Below are 16,633 nucleotides of genomic sequence, written 5' to 3' on the forward strand. Positions count from 1 at the left end.
GGACCCTTCGGCCTTCACCGCAATATCTCCGGCTCGATACCGAGGAGCGACCGCAGCGCCTGCTCACCCTCGACGGTGACCTTGACCGCCCGCTCCGAGCCGATGCGTACGCACCATCCGGCGTCCAGGGCATGGCCGCAGAGCCGGGCGCCCGCGACACCGGCGAGGTGCGGCCTGCGCTCGGTCCAGTCGAGGCAGCCCCGCACGAGCGGCCGGCGGCCCGTGACGCCGAGGTCGATGCCCAGGTCCCCGAACCACCGGGCGCCGCTGTCGGTGAGTGCGAACCCGGTGTCCTGGGTGAGCAGTCCCCGCCCGGTCATGGCCTGTGTGATCGTGATGCCGAGGCGCCCGGCGAGATGGTCGTAGCAGGTGCGGCCGCGTGCCATGGCGTGCGCGGCGCTCGACTCGCGCAGGGTGCGGGGCCGGGGAGCGGGGCCGGGAGCCGCATGCGCGGCCAGCTCCTCCACGAGGTGCGCCACCCGGTCGTCGGCGAGGCGGACGTACCGGTGGCGCCCCTGCCGCTCCTCGGCCAGCACTCCGCCCGCGACCAGCTTGCCGAGGTGCTCACTTGCGGTGGAGGCGGCGACCCCCACGTGCCGGGCGAGCTCCCCGGCGGTCCAGGCGCGCCCGTCGAGCAGGGCGAGCGCGAAGCACGCGCGGGTCTCGTCGGCGATCAGCGCGGCGAACGCGGCGAGGTCCCGGGAGGAGGTCATGCCTCCCAGGATGCGTCACTCACTGTTCGGCGGTCGCCGAAGCGTTCTTCCTCCGCCAGGTCCGGTCCCAGAACGCCGACGCCCGGTGGTCATGAGCTCTGTGCCGCCCAATTCCCTCGTACTCCCGCGTCGTACTGCACCGTCAGCCCGTCCAGCAGCGCCCGCAGACCCGTCTCGAACGCCCCCTCGTCGACCTTCTCCTGCCGGTCGGCCAGCAGGTGGGCCTGGCCCAGGTGAGGGTAGTCGGCGGGGTCGTATGCCGCGGCGTCGTCCACGAAGCCGCGGGCGAACGAGCCCAGGGCCGAGCCCGTGATGAAGTACCGCATCAGCGCGCCGATATGAGTGGCCTGGGCCGGTGGCCAGCCCGCCCGCACCATCGCGCCGAAGACCGCGTCGGCGACCTTCAGGCCCGCCGGACGGCGTCCGGGGCCGCGGGCCAGGACCGGGACGGTGTTGGGGTGGGCGGTCAGGGCGGCGCGGTAGGAGACGGCCCAGTCGTGCAGCGCCGTACGCCAGTCCCTGGGGTCGTCCTCGTCGAACATCGACAGGTCGACCCGGGCGCTGACCGCGTCGGCGACCGCGTCGAGGATCTCGTCCTTGTTGCGGAAGTGGTTGTACAGCGAGGGTCCGCTCACGCCCAGTTCGGCGGCGAGGCGCCGGGTGGAGACCGCGTCCAGCCCTTCCGCGTCCACGAGCGCGCTCGCCGTCTCGACGATCCGGTCTCGGCTGAGGAGGGGCTTGCGCGGTCGGGCCATGCGGCACATAGTAGGGCCTGCGACCAAGAAACTAGCAGTGATAGTTAAAGTGGGGTTTCCGCGCATGAACCTGGAGCTCACCGAGGAACAGGCGGCCGTCCGGCAGCTCGCCGAGGACTTCGTCGCCCGTGAGATCACCCCGCACGTGGTGGAGTGGGACCGCGCCGAGAGCGTCGACCGCGGCATCGTGAAGAAGCTGGGCGCCCTGGGCTTCCTCGGGCTCACCGTCGACGAGGAGTACGGCGGCTCCGGCGGCGACCACCTCGCCTACTGCCTCGTCACCGAGGAACTGGGCCGCGGCGACTCCTCGGTGCGCGGAATCGTCTCCGTCTCGCTCGGCCTGGTCGCCAAGACCATCGCCGCGTACGGCACCGAGGAGCAGAAGCGGCAGTGGCTGCCCCGGCTCACCGCCGGCGATGCCGTCGGATGCTTCGGCCTCACCGAGCCGGGCACCGGATCGGATGCCGGCAACCTCGCCACCAAGGCCGTCCGTGACGGCGGTGACTACGTGATCAACGGCTCGAAGATGTTCATCACCAACGGCACCTGGGCCGACGTGGTGCTGCTCTTCGCCCGCACCAACGACGCCCCCGGCCACAAGGGTGTCTCGGCCTTCCTCGTCCCCGCCGACACCCCCGGGCTCACCCGGCGCACCATCCACGGCAAGCTCGGCCTGCGCGGCCAGGCCACCGCCGAACTGGTCCTCGAGGACGTCCGCGTCCCCGTCTCCGCCATGCTCGGCTCCGAGGGCAAGGGCTTCTCCGTCGCCATGTCCGCGCTCGCCAAGGGCCGGATGTCGGTCGCGGCGGGCTGTGTCGGCATCGCGCAGGCCGCGCTGGACGCGGCCGTCGGCTATGCGGGCGAACGCGAGCAGTTCGGCAGGCCGATCGCCCACTACCAGCTCGTCCAGGAACTGATCAGCGACATCGCGGTGGATGTGGACGCCGCCCGGCTGCTCACCTGGCGGGTGGCCGACCTGGTCGACCGGGGCGAGGAGTTCGCCACGGCCGCCTCCAAGGCGAAGTTGTTCGCGTCGGAGGCCGCCGTGCGCGCCGCGAACAACGCGCTCCAGGTCTTCGGCGGTTACGGCTACATCGACGAGTACCCCGTCGGCAAGCTGCTGCGTGACGCCCGGGTGATGACGCTCTACGAGGGCACCAGCCAGATCCAGAAGCTCATCATCGGCCGGGCGCTCACGGGGGTCTCCGCGTTCTGAGTACGGGGATGAGTACCCGCGCCCATGTGGCCCGGGTCTCCGGTCGGCGAACCTGTGCCCATGAGTGAGACACCGGTCAAGCAGCAGAACACCGCGGCGTACTACGGCCAGGCCGTCGCCTCCTTCGCCGTCGCGCTCGGCGCGGTCGCCGTCGGAATCTTCACCATGGACGCCGACCGCTGGGTGCGTGCATTTCTCGCCATCGCGGTCCTCTATCTGACGACCTCCGCCTTCACCCTGGCCAAGGTGGTCAGGGACCGGCAGGAGGCCGGGCAGATCGTCAGCCGGGTCGACCAGGCCCGGCTGGAGAAGCTCCTCGCCGAGCACGACCCGTTCCAGAAACTGTGAGAATCTAAGCGCTCGCTCACCGCCGGGGTATGGTGTTCGTCCTGTGCCAGGGAAGGGGCGAGCGATGAGTGCGGCGGACCAGACGGTCGGCGGGGAGATGCCCGGCGAGGAGAAGCCGTGGGACGAGGTCACCCCGGATGCGGCCAGAAAGCTGCTCGTCGCCGCGGTCGAGGCATTCGCCGAGCGCGGCTACCACGCGACCACGACACGTGACATCGCGGGTCGCGCCGGCATGAGTCCGGCCGCGCTCTACATCCACTACAAGACCAAGGAAGAGCTGCTCCACCGGATCAGCCGGATCGGCCACGACAAGGCCCTGGAGATCCTGACGGCCGCGTACGACGGCGAGGGCACACCCACCGAACGGCTGGCCGACGCCGTACGGTCCTTCGTCCGCTGGCACGCCGGCCGGCACACCACCGCGCGGGTCGTGCAGTACGAACTGGACGCGCTCGGCGAGACACACCGTGCCGAGATCATCGAGCTGCGCCGGCAGACCGATGCCGTGGTGCGCCGCATCCTCGACGAGGGCGTGGCGGCAGGCGAGTTCGAGGTGCCCGACGTGCCGGGCACCACCGTCGCCGTGCTGTCGCTCTGCATCGATGTGGCGCGCTGGTTCAACACCCAGGGCCGCCGCACGCCCGACGAGGTCGGCGCGTTCTACGCCGACCTCGTCCTGCGCATGGTGGGTGCTCAGAAGAAGTAGCGGGAGACCGACTCCGCCACGCACACCGGCTTGTCGCCGCCCTCGCGCTCGACCGTGACGAGGGCGGTCACCTGTACGCCGCCGCCCGCTTCCTCGACGTTCTGCAGGACGGCGGTGGCCCGCAGCCGGGAGCCCACCGGCACGGGAGCGGGGAAACGCACCTTGTTGGCGCCGTAGTTGATGCCCATCTTCATGCCCTCGACCCGCAGCACCTGGGGCACCAGGGCGGGCAGCAGGGACAGCGTCAGATAGCCGTGGGCGATCGTCGTGCCGAACGGGCCGCTCGCCGCGCGCTCGGCGTCGACGTGGATCCACTGGTGGTCACCGGTGGCATCGGCGAAGAGGTCGATCCGCTTCTGGTCGACCTCCAGCCAGTCGCTGTGTCCCAGCTGCTCGCCGACCCCGGCGCGCAGCTCCTCGGGGGAGGTGAAGATCCTCGGCTCTGCCATGTCCCTGGTCCCTGCCTCTCAAGCATGCGAATCATGTCTAAGCGCTTGCTCAGCATGGTCGGGGGTGGGCGTTCCTGTCAACGGAGGGCCAGTAGGCTTCGAGGAGTGCCACAGATTCCCGAGAAGATCCACGAGCTCACGGTCGGACAGCTCTCCGCGCGGAGCGGTGCCGCCGTCTCCGCCCTGCACTTCTACGAGTCCAAGGGCCTCATCAGCAGCCGCCGCACGAGCGGGAACCAGCGCCGCTACACCCGCGACGCGCTGCGCCGTGTCGCCTTCGTACGGGCCGCGCAGCGCGTCGGCATCCCCCTCGCCACCATCCGCGACGCCCTCGCCGAACTGCCCGAGGAACGCACCCCCGACCGCGAGGACTGGGCCCGCCTCTCCGAGGCCTGGCGCGGGGAACTCGACGAACGCATCAAGCAGCTCGGCAGGCTCCGTGACCATCTCACCGACTGCATCGGCTGCGGCTGCCTGTCCCTGGAGACCTGTGTGCTCTCCAACCCGGACGACGCCTTCGGCGACCGCCTCACCGGCTCGCGTCTGCTGCCCGAACGGCGCCTGGCGAAGAAGGACGGGGACTGACCGCACGACGACGGGCCCGGTCCCTCCCGGACCGGGCGCGACGACGGGCCCGGTCGGCACGACGACGGGTCCGGTCCCTCCCGGACCGGACCCGTCGTCGCGAGCCCCGGAATCCCCCGCAACACGTCCGCCGCGACGGCTACTCGAACTCCGTGCCGCCCTTGCGCGTCAGATACGCCGGGCTGACCGCCTTGGCGATCGCCCGCCCGCCGACCACCGGGCTGTAGCGCTCGGCCGCCGTCCGGACCACGACGCCCTCGCGCAGATGCAGTTCGCGCCCCGACACGGTCTCCCGGCCGGTGGCCAGCTCCAGGACCGTGCCGGTGTCGAACGGGCCCTCGTACAGCCGTGGCACCAGCGGCAGTTCACCAGCAAGGAGCTCCGCCGCGTCCAGCCACCGGACCTGGCCGTCGATCTCCGCCGACACGTCGAACACCGCGAAGCCCAGATGGTCGTCGGCACGGGCGTTCGCTCCGTACCCCAGGTCCTGCACCCCCGCGCCGAACACCTCACCGAATATGCCGACCCGGCTCGCGCCCAGCTTCCCGGCGAGCCGCTCCGCGACCGCCGCGACGTCATGGGCGATGACCGCGCGCCAGTACAGATTGGCGACGTCCTCCTTGATCGCGAGACCCTTGGCGCCGAAACCCTTGGACGAGACCTGCAACCGCCCGCCGTCCGTCACGTGGTACGTCGCCAGGCAGGCCGAGCCGTGCAGCTTCTCGGTGATCACCACCGGCTCGCCGGGCTCGAAGATCTCCGGATACCGCTGCAGGTTCTCGATGTCCACCCACGGCAGCAGATCCGGCGCCCTCTCGATGTCCCCGTTCATCCGCGGCGGGATCGGGGGCGCCCACTTGGTGATCGCGAGCCGCTCCGCGAAATCCGTACCGTCCACCGCGGCCTGCGCGAGGTCCACGTCCGCGAGCGCGCCCGGCCGGCACACGATGCCCTGCGACAACTCGCCCCGCAGCCGCACCGCCTTGACCCTGTTCGCCTCGCCGCCCGCGAGCCGGCCGGTCAGTCCCAGCTCCTCGATCAGGTCCGCCGGGAGCACGGCCTGCTCCGGGATGTAGAGCGCGGCGTCACCGGTGCGGTAGGCACCCTTGGCGACGACGGCGCGATACAGGCCCACCTGGGCCAGTTCGAGCGCATCGGCGTTCGGATGCTCGTGCACGGTCAGCAGTTCGGCGGTGACGCGCAGCGTCGACATGTCAGGGCTCCTCCGTCATGGGTCTCATCCCGGCAACTGTGGCTCAGGGAAATACGGGTGGGCCAAGGGATTCCGCTCTGGTAGCGTCGCGATCTTCGGCGGGCGGAAGCCGCGACCGGAGTACCGGACAGGGAGTGGCTCCTATGGCCTCCCCAGCACTCACCGCGGCAGTGGACCGCGTACGTACGGTCTTCGCGGGCATGGTCAGCGCCGGGGAGCAGGGGTGCGGCCATTGCCACGCACCCGAGGAGACGGAGTTGCTTCGCACTCCCGACGCGGCGATGCCCGACGACGTGGTGCAGTACTTCGCCCGCGAGGTGCCCAACCACTTCGACGACCATCCGGCGGTCATGCGCCGACTCCTTCCGCAGGTCGCCGAGCAGTTGGCCACGGGACGATTTCCCGCACCCGGCGGCTGGGACCTGGCCGGCCTGGGTCGCTCCGGCTGGCGCGCCTGGCCATCCGAACAGGCCGATGCCGTGGCGGACTTCCTCGACGCGTGGTGGGAGGACCGGCTCACCGGGGATCACGCTCCCTGGGACGTGATCAACGCCTTTCAGGCATGTGTGGCCGCGGGGGGAACGGTGACCCCGTACCTCGCGCGCTGGGCCGCGCAACCGCTCGGCGGGCACGCCGACGCCTGCCTCGAACTGTTCGTCGACTGGTGGATCGCCGAGCTCATCGACGACCGGCCGCAGGTCATCGAGTGGTGGTGCGACCACTCGCGCGACGAGCCCCTCGACGAACTCCAGGCGTGGATCCTCGAACACGCCCCGGCACGCTTGAGGTCACTAGGAGCCGATCCGCTACTGCTCTTCAAGGTCGGCCTGCTCGCCCTTCCCTACGACGACCGCTTCACCGAGGAGACCTGGGCGCGCGCACCTGCCGCATGACACCCGCAGGGTCCCGGGCCGCCGGCCCGGGACCCGTACCGTTTCATGCCACCGAGGCAAGTTCCCGGCGGCCCGCGCGTTTCGCCTCCGCCACGGCCTCCGGCGTCAGCACCGGTTGCGGTACCACGATCCCGCAGCCCGTGCACACAGGGCCGAACCATGGCTCGTGCGCCAGTTCCTGCCGCCACACGATGTGCGTTCCCCCGCACACCGGGCACGCAGACCCCGCTTCGCCCTCCAGTGCGCCGATCAGCCGGCGCAGCACCTCGCCCAACGGCTCGGACGGATGAGCGGCCGGGGTCTCGCAGCGGGCGACCCCGTTCCCGCCCCACGTCCGGCGGTGCCAGTCGTCGATGTGTCCGGGCCGCCGCAGCCCCTCGTGCTTCTCCCGTTTGCGGCGGTCCGCGAAGTTCTCCTCGTACGCGAGCCAGACCGCCCGTGCGTCCTCCAACTCGTCCAGCGCGGCCACCAGCCGCGCCGGATCAGGGGCCCTGTCCTCGGGTTCGATGCTGTGCCTGGCGCACAGATGGTCCCAAGTGGCCCGGTGCCCATAGGGCGCGAACCTCTCCAGGCACTTGCGCAGGGAATAGCGCCGCAGCGCCAGATCACACCGCGCGTCGCGCACCTGTCTCGCAAGACTCCGGAAACCGGCCATCGGTCGACACCTCCGTCGCTGGTACATCGGCGTTGAAGAATGGACGTAGGAGTGCCCGATTCGGCTCCATCCAAAAGGGAGGTGCGTCAATTCGTCCGGATTCTGCCCGTCCGGCGCAGGATCCGCCACCGCGACCGGGGTCCCCCCTACCGGCCCACGCGGCCCGCTGCCAGCACCACCCGGGCCAGCTCCTCGTGGCATATGTCGCTGTGCGCCCCCGCCGGAGGCCCGCCGCGCCGCACCACCTGCGCGGCGTCCACGCTCACGCACCCCGAGTGCGGCAGCCCGTCGCGCAGCGCCTCCTCCAGGGTCAGCCGGGGTGCGTCCGCGACGGCCCGTATCCCGTCGTGGCCCATCGCCCACCACCGCCGGTCCTCCGCCGCCCCCGCCGACTCGCCGGCCAGGCCGGCCGCCAGCGGATAGAAGACGCCGAGCGCGCTGTCGTGCCGCGAGTAGCAGGCGACGACCGGCCCGTCGACCCGGTCCTGCAGCGCCGCGAGCGCGCCCGCGCTGTGCGGGGCGTGCGGAAGCCCGCACGCGAAGGCGTAGTGCGAGAACGCGCCCTGGAGCAGCGTCACGGACTTCACGTTGTCCGCGCCCTCCGGCAGGCCGCGCAGCGCGAACGCCACCAGGCGCGCGCCCTGACTGTGGCCGACCAGATGCACCCGCACGCCGGGCGCCGAGCGGGCCAGACGCCCGAGCAACGGGCCGAGCCCCCGCTCGCCGACCGTCCCGGCGCGCCGCTTCATCGCGTAGTACGTGGTCTGCCGCAGCAGCTCCTTCGCGCCGCGCCAGGCAGGGCGCAGCCCACCGCCGACCGGGAACGCGGACACGGCCGCGGCAGGCACCGACTCCGCGTCCAGTGCGGTGGCGAGCCGCCGGCACAGCGTGAGCGTGTCCTCGTAGAGCACGGCGGGCGGGCTCTGCTCGTCGTGCGGCAGATCCTCGGCGAATCCCGCCTCCAGGCCGCCCGGCGGTGTGTCCGCCAACTGCCGTGCCAGCATGCCGAATTCAGCGAACGCGGCACGGGACTCGGGCTGCTCGTCGAGGAACAGCGCAAGCCGCCCCACCGTGCCACGGTGCCCGGGAAAGAGCTGCGTGAGCACCTCGCGGGTCGCCGGGTCCAGACCCGGACCGGCGAACCGGGCGGCGGCCGAAGGCGGTTCCACGTCGGGGATCGGCTCGTCCGTGAACCGCATCGACGGCCACACGACACCTCCGTACCCGAGCCGTGCCTGAGGCGTCTGCGCCACCAGCTTCGGAAATGGCGCGAAGAACGACGCGTACAGCCGCCGCGCCGTGCCGGGGGAGTTGTTCCACCCGTGCGCGAACAGCACCAGATCGGTGATGTCGCGTTCCACGAGTGCGTCGTACGGCCCCAGCACATCGCCGTCCGCGTCGAAGGTGATCTCGCGGTACGGCTGCACCCCTGCCCCGCTCATGTCCCGCCCCTTCCCCCCTTGCGTCCCCTGCTGCCCAGCATGCTGCGCAAGGGGGGAAACAGCCATAGCCCGTCAGGGATCAGAGGCGTTCGGCGGCGGTGACCCGGTGCAGGTGGATGAGGACGTCGTACGAGGTGACCAGCCGCAGCGGTTCGGGAGGGGCGGGCCAGGCGGTGCCGATGTCCAGCGTCGGACGGGTGACTCCCAGCCATCGCCGGGCGGCCTGCGGAGCGGTTCTCATGTCCAGGTAGTAGTCATGCTGCGCCACCCGCTCCAGCGTGTGCTCGCTGCGGCCGGGCTCGGGCGCGCCCACCGAGAAGGTGCGCAGCGGTTCCGCCGGATCGCTCAGGTCCAGCGCGTTGAACGAGCCCCGGCCGAAGGCGAAGCCGACGCTGACGTAGTCGTCGCCGATGGTCTCCCGCAGGAAGGTGCCCTGGACCTTCGGGTACTGCTCGGGGTTGTTCGTCTCGAGACGGATGTGGCCGTTGTGGGCGGAGAGCAGTATCCGGTGCCCGGTCTGCCGCTGCCACCACACGGTGTTGGCGGCCATGACCTCGTCCCGGTAGCGCATGGCCGCCCCGACCTGCGCCGGGTCGTAGAGGTCGTACGAGAACTCGGTGCCGGTCTGGGCGATGGCGCGGGCGTGCTGGACCACCCAGGCGTGCCGCTCACGGTCCGGTCCCGGCCGCAGGCTCTCCAGCAGTGCCAGCGCACGCTGTACGTCTTCGGCCATCGTTTTCCGCTCGGGCAGCGGCCGGTTCAGGTACCTCTTGATGGCCTCGTGCACACTGCCGACCGGCCGGGAGGCACGGTAGAGCCGTTCGAACTCGGGCAGCAGCCGCGGATGGTGCTCGGCGACATAGGCGGTCACCTCGTCGAAGAGCCGCGGCCCCGCGTACGCGAGGTCGTTGCCCATGAACTGGACGGGGCGGTGCGGATGACGGAGGTTGTACTGCCGCATCCAGCGCACGAGGTCCAGGTACTCGCGGGTGTTCCAGATGAGGTACGACTCCTGGAACTCCTCCCGCATGATCGTGCGCGGATCGCCCTTGCCGTGCAGCACATAGTCGTTGAGCCGCAGCCCGGTGCTCCACGGCGCCTCCAGGGCGTAGGTGGTGAAGCCCTTGTGCTCGACGAGGTGGCGGAACAGCCGGTGCTTGGCGGTGAAGAACTCCGCCGAGTTGTGCGTCGCCTCGCCCACACCGACGATCGTCGCGGAGCCGACCATCCGCTCCAGCGGCCGCAGATCGGACAGCGGTTCGGCAGCCCGCGCCATCGCGCGGACCGGGTCGTCATGGTGCTGCTGTGCCCGTGCCGGCGCCGTGACCGCGAGGGAGGCGAGCGCGAGCACGAACAGCAGCATCCTGCGTAACAGGTGATCTCTGAACTGAGCCATGGACCGACTCTCGCGGCCCGACGGTGCAGGCGGCCATCCTGCCCGCCCCCCTTCCGGGGTGGTGCCTGCCCCACCCCGGAAGGCTCAGTAGCGCAGATACCTCTTCCGCACCGCCCGGAACGCGGCCAGGTCGTCCCGCCACGCGCCGACCACGTCGTCCGTGTCCGCGCCCGCGTCGATGAGTGTGCGCACCCTCGTCGAGCCGGTGAGCTTGTCGATCCAGTTGTCGGATCGCCAGGCGAAACCGCTCCAGCTCCGCTTCGCCGTCACCAGCAGGGCGATCCCGGTGCGGACCGGGTCGAACGACTCCCGGTCGTGGACGTGGAGCTGGACGCCGCCGACCGTCTTGCCCTGGAACTTGGAGAACGTCGGCGCGAAGTACGCCTCCCGGAAGCGGACGCCCTTCAGGTTCTCCGCGTTCGCCGCAGCTGCCCAGCCGCGGTCGATACCCTCCGCCCCGAGCAGCTCGAACGGCCGGGTGGTGCCACGGCCCTCCGAGAGGTTGGTGCCCTCGAACAGGCAGGTGCCCGAGTAGACGAGTGCGGTCTCCGGGGTGGGCATGTTGGGGCTCGGCGGCACCCACGGCAGACCGGTGCTGTCGAAGAAGTCCGAGCGGCGCCAGCCCGTCATCGTCACGGTCTCCAGCTCGACCGGACTGCTCAGGAACTCGCCGTTGAACAGCAGCGCCAGCTCGGCGACCGTCATCCCGTGCGCCTGGGAGATCGGCTCGCGCCCGACGAAGGTCGCGAACGCCTTGTCCAGCACCGGCCCGAGCGCCGCCCGGCCCGTCACCGGGTTCGGCCGGTCCAGTACGACGAACCGCTTGCCGGCGAGCGCGGCGGCCTGCATGCAGTCGAAGAGCGTCCAGATGTACGTGTAGAAGCGGGCACCCGCGTCCTGGATGTCGAAGACGACCGTGTCCACGCCCGACGTGGTGAAGATGTCCGCCAGCGGCTGGCCGCTCTTGAGATACGTGTCGTACACGGGCAGCCCGGTCGCCGGATCGTCGTAGCGGCCCTCCGAGCCGCCGGCCTGTGCGGTGCCGCGGAAGCCGTGCTCCGGGCCGAAGACCGCGACCAGGTTCACCCGGTCGTCGGCATGCATCACATCGACGATGTGCCGTACGTCGCGGGTGATGCCGGTCGGATTGGTGACCACCCCGACCCGCTCGCCGGCCAGGGCGGCGTACCCGTCGGCGGCCAGCCGCTCGAAACCGGTGCGCACCCTGCCGTGGCCGGTGTGCGCGACCGCGGGCACCGACGCGGCGGCCAGCGCCCCCACCGCTGTGCCGGCGGCCAGCAAACCCCGTCTGGACAGGCTCATCGGGCTACCTCCGTGATCGCTGTCTGTCATGGCCACGGAGGCTAGCGCTCCTGACGCCGCCCGGGAATGACCCCCGCGTGCCCGTTGTGCCGCCCTCTTCCCCCGGGACATACCGACCGGTTAGTCTGCCCGCACAGCCGGGACGTGCGGAAAGGCGGAGCTTGATGAGTACGGTGCAGGGCGCAGGGGTTGTTGTCACGGGCGCGGGCGGCGGAATCGGCGCCGCACTGGCACGGCGGTTCGCCGCCGAAGGCGCACGCGTCGTCGTCAACGACATCGACCCCGGCAAGGCCAAGACCGTCGCCGACGAGATCGGCGCCACTGCCGTGCCCGGCGACGCCTCGCAGATCGTCGACGAGGCCCGCGAGGCCCTGGGCGGCGTCGTCGACATCTACTGCGCCAACGCCGGACTCGGTTCCCCCGGCAGCGCCTTCGCCGACGAGGACGTCTGGGCCTCGGCCTGGGACGTCAACGTCATGGCGCACGTACGGGCGAGCCGCGCCCTGCTGCCCGACTGGCTGGAGCGCGGCAGCGGCCGCTTCGTGTCGACCGTGTCCGCCGCCGGACTGCTCACCATGATCGGCGCCGCCCCGTACAGCGTCACCAAGCACGGTGCGCTCGCCTATGCCGAGTGGCTCTCCCTCACCTACCGCCACCGCGGCCTCAAGGTCCATGCCATCTGCCCGCAGGGCGTGCGCACCGACATGCTCACCTCCTCCGGATCGGCCGGCGACATCGTCCTCAAGCCCACCGCGATCGAGCCCGAGGACGTCGCCGACGCACTCTTCGACGCCATGGAGGCCGACCGCTTCCTCGTCCTCCCGCACGCGGAGGTCGCGGACTACTACGCGGTGCGCGCCACGCAGCCCGACAAGTGGCTGGCAGGCATGAACCACATCCAGCAGAAGTGGGAGGAGGTGCGGCGATGATGTCTCCGTACGCCGCGCGGCCCTGGCTCGGGCAGCTCACCGACGCCCAGCGGGGGCCGGTGAGTCCGCCCGCGACCGTGGTCCACTCCTTCCGCGCCGCCGTCGCCCGTGCGCCCGAGCACACCGCACTCGCCTATTTCGACGGCCGGTTGAGCTACCGCGAGACCGACGAGCTCTCCGACTCCGTGGCCGGACACCTCGCCGCACGCGGTGTCGCGCGCGGCGACCGTGTCGCGATCATGCTGCAGAACAGCCCGCACTTCGTGATCGCCCTGCTCGGCGCGTGGAAGGCCGGTGCCACGGTCGTCCCGCTCAACCCGATGTACAAGTCCGGCGAGGTCGCGCACGTCCTCACCGATGCCGAGGTCTCGGCGCTGATCTGTTCGGACCGGGCCTGGGAGGCGTATCTGCGCGACTGCGCCGCGGCGTCTCCCATACGTGTCGCCGTCACCGCCTGCGAGCTCGATCTGCAGACCCGGGGCGACGCGCGTGTCCTCGGCTTCGACCGGATCCCGCCGGCTGGTGACACGGACGACCTCCTCGCCGTGGCCCGACGGGGGCTGCCCGCCCCCGGTGACCGCGAACCCACCGCCGCCGACGTGGCGTTGATCAGCTACACCTCCGGCACCAGCGGCACCCCCAAGGGTGCGATGAACCTGCACGGCGGCATCACCTACAACGCCGAACGCCAGCGCACCGGTCACCCCGTCCCCGAGGGCGCATGCTATTTCGCGCTCGCACCGCTGTTCCACATCACGGGGATGGTCTGCCAGCTGGCCGCCTGCATCGCCAACGCGGGCACCCTCGCCCTCGCCTACCGCTTCGAGGCGGGCGTCGTGCTGGACGCCTTCGCCGAGCACCGGCCCTCCTACACCGTCGGGCCCTCGACCGCGTTCATGGCCCTCGCCGCGCATCCGACGGCGACCCGCGAGCACTTCGACTCCTTCGACGTGATCTCGTCGGGCGGAGCACCTGTGCCGCCCGCGCTCGTGGAGAAGTTCCGGACCGGCTTCGGACCGTACATCCGCAACGGCTACGGCCTCACCGAGTGCACCGCGCCCTGCGCCTCCGTGCCCCCGGAGAAGGAGGCGCCCGTCGACCCGGCCTCCGGGACCCTCTCCGTCGGAGTCCCCGGCCCCGACACGATCGTGCGCATCATCGACGAAAAGGGCGACGACGTGCCCCTCGGCGAGCAGGGCGAGATCGTCGTCCGCGGACCGCAGGTCGTGCCCGGCTACTGGCGGCTGCCCGAGGCGAGCGCCGAGACGTTCCCCGACGGCGAATTGCGCACCGGCGACATCGGCTTCATGGACGCCGAGGGCTGGCTCTATGTCGTCGACCGCAAGAAGGACATGATCAACGCCTCCGGGTTCAAGGTGTGGCCGCGTGAGGTCGAGGACGTCCTCTACACACATCCGGCCGTCCGGGAGGCGGCGGTGGTCGGTGTCCCCGACGCGTACCGCGGAGAGACGGTCAAGGCGTACGTCAGCCTCCGCCCCGGCGCCTCGGTGGGTCCCGGCGAGCTCTCCGCCTACTGTGAGCAGCGGCTGGCCGCCTACAAATACCCCAGGGAAGTAGTGGTCCTGCCGGAGCTGCCGAAGACCACAAGTGGGAAGATCCTCAGACGGGAACTGCGTTCCCCGGCATAGCAACAGACAATTTCAGGACGAAAGGCGGGTGGCCGCAATGGCTGGGACGACGGACGGGGAGGGAACCCCCGTACCGCAGAGGCTGCTGGCCGCCGCCACCCGGCTGTTCGCCGAGCGCGGTTACGACCGCACATCGGTCCAGGAGATCGTGGAGGCGGCCGGAGTCACCAAGGGCGCGCTGTACCACTACTTCGGCTCCAAGGAGGACCTGCTCCAAGAGGTCTACTCCCGCATGCTGCGGCTGCAGCAGGAGCGCCTCGACGCTTACGCGGACGCCGACGAGCCGGTGGCCGACCGCCTGCGCGGCGCGGCGGCCGACGTCGTGGTGACCACGATCGACAACCTCGACGACGCGGCGATCTTCTTCCGCTCGATGCACCATCTGAGCCCCGAGAAGCACAAGCAGGTCCGCGCGGAACGGCGCCGCTACCACGAGCGCTTCCGGGCGCTGGTGGAGGAGGGCCAGAAGAACGGCGTGTTCTCCACCGCCACCCCCGCGGACCTGGTCGTGGACTACCACTTCGGCTCGGTCCACCACCTGTCGACGTGGTACCGCCCGGACGGACCGATGACGAAGCAGCAGGTGGCCGACCATTTGGCGGACCTGCTGCTGCGAGCACTGCGCCCGTAGGCCGCGCGCTCCGCCCCCGAAATGCGTTGATCGGTGGATCTCCGGCGGCGAGGATGCGGGGGTTGTCGCTCGGGGGAGGCGCGGTGGGTCCGGGTGGGGCGACGCTGACAGGCGCGGCGGGAAACATCGGGTCCGTGGTGCGAAAGGCGCTTCGGCGCGAAGCGGTGTACGCCGTCTCCGCCAACTCCCGCCGCTTCTGGGAACTTCCCGACCCGGCGATATGGGGCTGCACCCCTGTCGACGACGCCGAAGTCCACGCCGAGGACATTGCCGGAGCCGATCTCCCGGCCGATCCGGCGGCGCCCCAGGCCGGCCCCTACGCCCTGCCCGAATTCACCCTCGAGCACCTCCGGCCCTGACGCACACGCCACATGCCGGACGGGCCGGTTTCGCTCGGCGAAACCCAGCCCGTCCGGCATTGCCCTGGCACCGCGCGAAGCGCGGTGCCAGGCCCGCGGCCTGCCGCGGTTTTGGGAAGGGCGGGGTGGGGAAACACCCCGCCGCCCCCGTCAGAGGTACTTCTTCAGCTCCCGCCGCGCCAGCGACCTCTGGTGCACCTCGTCCGGCCCGTCCGCCAGCTTCAGCGTCCGTGCCCCCGCCCACAGTTCCGCCAGCGGGAAGTCCTGGCTCACGCCGCCCGCGCCGTGGACCTGGACCGCCTTGTCGAGGATCTCCACGACCGCACGCGGGGTCGCGATCTTGATGGCCTGGATCTCGGTGTGCGCGCCCCGGTTGCCGACCGTGTCCATCAGCCACGCGGTCTTCAGCACCAGCAGCCGCAGCTGCTCCACGGTGACCCGCGCGTCCGCGATCCAGTTCTGCACGACGCCCTGCTGGGCGATCGCCTTGCCGAACGCCTCGCGGGACACCGCCCTGCGGCACATCAGCTCGATCGCGCGCTCGGCCATGCCGATCAGGCGCATGCAGTGGTGGATGCGGCCCGGGCCCAGGCGCGCCTGGGCGATGGCGAAGCCGCTGCCCTCCTCGCCGATCAGGTTCGCGGCCGGCACGCGGGCGTCGGTGAACACCACCTCGGCGTGGCCGCCGTGGGAGTGGTCCTCGTAGCCGTAGACCTGCATGGCGCGGCGGACCTCGACGCCCGGGGTGTCGCGCGGGACGAGGATCATCGACTGTTGGCGGCGGATGTCGTCGCCGTCGGGGTCGGTCTTGCCCATCACGATGAAGATCTCGCACTTGGGGTTCATCGCACCGGAGATGTACCACTTGCGGCCGTTGATGACGTAGTCGTCACCGTCGCGGTCGATCCGGGTCTGGATGTTCGTCGCGTCCGAGGAGGCGACCTCCGGCTCCGTCATGGCGAACGCCGAACGGATCTCGCCTGCCAGCAGCGGCTCCAGCCACTGCTTCTTCTGCTCGTCGTTGCCGAACTGCGTCAGCACCTCCATGTTCCCCGTGTCCGGGGCCGCGCAGTTCAGAGCGGTGGGGGCCAGGTGCGGGCTCCGGCCGGTGATCTCGGCGAGCGGGGCGTACTGCAGGTTCGTCAGACCGGCGCCGTACTCGGAGTCGGGGAGGAAGAGGTTCCACAGGCCCTGCCTGCGGGCCTCGGCCTTCAACTCCTCGATGACCGCCGGGGTGTCCCACGGCGAGGCGAGCTGCGCGCGCTGCTCGTGCTCGATCTTCTCGGCGGGGTAGACGTGCTCGTCCATGAAGGCGAGCAGCTTGGCGCGCAGTTCCTCGGTACGGGCGTCGAATGCGAAGTCCATGGGGTG

The 16,633-nt window shown here is 70.9% G+C and carries 18 protein-coding genes; 9 read left to right on the forward strand and 9 right to left on the reverse strand.

Features of this window, described 5'->3' with window-relative positions:
• Positions 1 to 14 precede the first annotated feature (14 nt).
• A complete protein-coding gene (locus AC067Z_RS09605; RefSeq protein ID WP_478788921.1) occupies positions 15 to 713 on the reverse strand; it encodes an ArsR/SmtB family transcription factor in 699 nt (232 codons plus the stop codon).
• An 89-nt stretch (positions 714 to 802) separates the two neighbouring features.
• Positions 803 to 1,468: a TetR/AcrR family transcriptional regulator gene (locus AC067Z_RS09610; protein WP_478788922.1), complete on the reverse strand. Its 666-nt coding sequence runs from the start codon at positions 1,466 to 1,468 to the stop codon at positions 803 to 805.
• A 64-nt stretch (positions 1,469 to 1,532) separates the two neighbouring features.
• Here AC067Z_RS09610 and AC067Z_RS09615 point away from each other — a divergent pair, with 64 nt between their 5' ends.
• From AC067Z_RS09615 to AC067Z_RS09625, 3 genes are all read left to right on the forward strand, one after another.
• Entirely contained in the window at positions 1,533 to 2,684 is a 1,152-nt protein-coding gene (locus tag AC067Z_RS09615) for an acyl-CoA dehydrogenase family protein (RefSeq protein ID WP_478788923.1), read from the forward strand.
• 60 nt (positions 2,685 to 2,744) lie between these two features.
• A complete protein-coding gene (locus AC067Z_RS09620; protein WP_478788924.1) occupies positions 2,745 to 3,032 on the forward strand; it encodes a YiaA/YiaB family inner membrane protein in 288 nt (95 codons plus the stop codon).
• Between the two features lie 64 nt (positions 3,033 to 3,096).
• Entirely contained in the window at positions 3,097 to 3,738 is a 642-nt protein-coding gene (locus tag AC067Z_RS09625) for a TetR/AcrR family transcriptional regulator (protein ID WP_478788925.1), read from the forward strand.
• Here AC067Z_RS09625 and AC067Z_RS09630 read toward each other — a convergent pair.
• Complete coding sequence (locus tag AC067Z_RS09630) at positions 3,726 to 4,187, reverse strand: MaoC family dehydratase (protein ID WP_478788926.1); 462 nt, start codon at positions 4,185 to 4,187, stop codon at positions 3,726 to 3,728. The genes AC067Z_RS09625 and AC067Z_RS09630 overlap by 13 nt on opposite strands.
• Positions 4,188 to 4,292: 105 nt before the next feature.
• Between AC067Z_RS09630 and soxR the strand changes: the two genes are divergently transcribed.
• The gene (soxR, locus tag AC067Z_RS09635; protein WP_478788927.1) at positions 4,293 to 4,772 is read left to right on the forward strand and encodes a redox-sensitive transcriptional activator SoxR; all 480 of its coding nucleotides are present in this window, start codon (positions 4,293 to 4,295) and stop codon (positions 4,770 to 4,772) included.
• 139 nt (positions 4,773 to 4,911) lie between these two features.
• On the opposite strand, the gene AC067Z_RS09640 is transcribed toward soxR, so the two are convergent.
• The gene (locus AC067Z_RS09640; protein ID WP_478788928.1) at positions 4,912 to 5,985 is read right to left on the reverse strand and encodes an RNA ligase (ATP); all 1,074 of its coding nucleotides are present in this window, start codon (positions 5,983 to 5,985) and stop codon (positions 4,912 to 4,914) included.
• A gap of 143 nt (positions 5,986 to 6,128) precedes the next feature.
• Here AC067Z_RS09640 and AC067Z_RS09645 point away from each other — a divergent pair, with 143 nt between their 5' ends.
• Positions 6,129 to 6,878, forward strand: a complete 750-nt coding sequence (locus AC067Z_RS09645; protein WP_478788929.1) for a hypothetical protein — start codon at positions 6,129 to 6,131, stop codon at positions 6,876 to 6,878.
• A gap of 43 nt (positions 6,879 to 6,921) precedes the next feature.
• On the opposite strand, the gene AC067Z_RS09650 is transcribed toward AC067Z_RS09645, so the two are convergent.
• From AC067Z_RS09650 to AC067Z_RS09665, 4 genes are all read right to left on the reverse strand, one after another.
• Positions 6,922 to 7,533 carry a hypothetical protein gene (locus AC067Z_RS09650; protein ID WP_478788930.1) on the reverse strand — a complete coding sequence of 204 codons (612 nt, stop codon included), beginning with the start codon at positions 7,531 to 7,533 and terminating at the stop codon, positions 6,922 to 6,924.
• A gap of 146 nt (positions 7,534 to 7,679) precedes the next feature.
• The gene (locus AC067Z_RS09655) at positions 7,680 to 8,975 is read right to left on the reverse strand and encodes a serine-threonine protein kinase (RefSeq protein WP_478788931.1); all 1,296 of its coding nucleotides are present in this window, start codon (positions 8,973 to 8,975) and stop codon (positions 7,680 to 7,682) included.
• Positions 8,976 to 9,054: 79 nt separating this feature from the next.
• Positions 9,055 to 10,371, reverse strand: a complete 1,317-nt coding sequence (locus AC067Z_RS09660) for an erythromycin esterase family protein (RefSeq protein ID WP_478788932.1) — start codon at positions 10,369 to 10,371, stop codon at positions 9,055 to 9,057.
• Positions 10,372 to 10,455: 84 nt separating this feature from the next.
• On the reverse strand, positions 10,456 to 11,694 hold the full coding sequence (locus tag AC067Z_RS09665) for an exo-beta-N-acetylmuramidase NamZ family protein (protein WP_478788933.1): 1,239 nt from the start codon (positions 11,692 to 11,694) through the stop codon (positions 10,456 to 10,458).
• 164 nt (positions 11,695 to 11,858) lie between these two features.
• Between AC067Z_RS09665 and AC067Z_RS09670 the strand changes: the two genes are divergently transcribed.
• The 4 genes from AC067Z_RS09670 to AC067Z_RS09685 all read left to right on the forward strand — a co-directional run bounded on the left by AC067Z_RS09670 (position 11,859) and on the right by AC067Z_RS09685 (position 15,262).
• Positions 11,859 to 12,623, forward strand: coding sequence for an SDR family oxidoreductase (locus AC067Z_RS09670; RefSeq protein WP_478788934.1), 765 nt, complete (start codon positions 11,859 to 11,861; stop codon positions 12,621 to 12,623).
• Positions 12,620 to 14,272, forward strand: coding sequence for an AMP-binding protein (locus tag AC067Z_RS09675; RefSeq protein ID WP_478788935.1), 1,653 nt, complete (start codon positions 12,620 to 12,622; stop codon positions 14,270 to 14,272). Before AC067Z_RS09670 ends, AC067Z_RS09675 begins: the two co-directional genes overlap by 4 nt.
• 37 nt (positions 14,273 to 14,309) lie before the next feature.
• Positions 14,310 to 14,903 carry a TetR/AcrR family transcriptional regulator gene (locus tag AC067Z_RS09680; RefSeq protein ID WP_478788936.1) on the forward strand — a complete coding sequence of 198 codons (594 nt, stop codon included), beginning with the start codon at positions 14,310 to 14,312 and terminating at the stop codon, positions 14,901 to 14,903.
• A 134-nt stretch (positions 14,904 to 15,037) separates the two neighbouring features.
• On the forward strand, positions 15,038 to 15,262 hold the full coding sequence (locus AC067Z_RS09685) for a hypothetical protein (RefSeq protein ID WP_478788937.1): 225 nt from the start codon (positions 15,038 to 15,040) through the stop codon (positions 15,260 to 15,262).
• Between the two features lie 150 nt (positions 15,263 to 15,412).
• Here the strand turns inward: AC067Z_RS09685 and AC067Z_RS09690 are convergent, their stop codons facing one another.
• On the reverse strand, positions 15,413 to 16,627 hold the full coding sequence (locus AC067Z_RS09690) for an acyl-CoA dehydrogenase family protein (protein WP_478788938.1): 1,215 nt from the start codon (positions 16,625 to 16,627) through the stop codon (positions 15,413 to 15,415).
• Between the last annotated feature and the right edge of the window lie 6 nt (positions 16,628 to 16,633).

This window comes from Streptomyces sp. NPDC043812 (genome assembly GCF_056436245.1).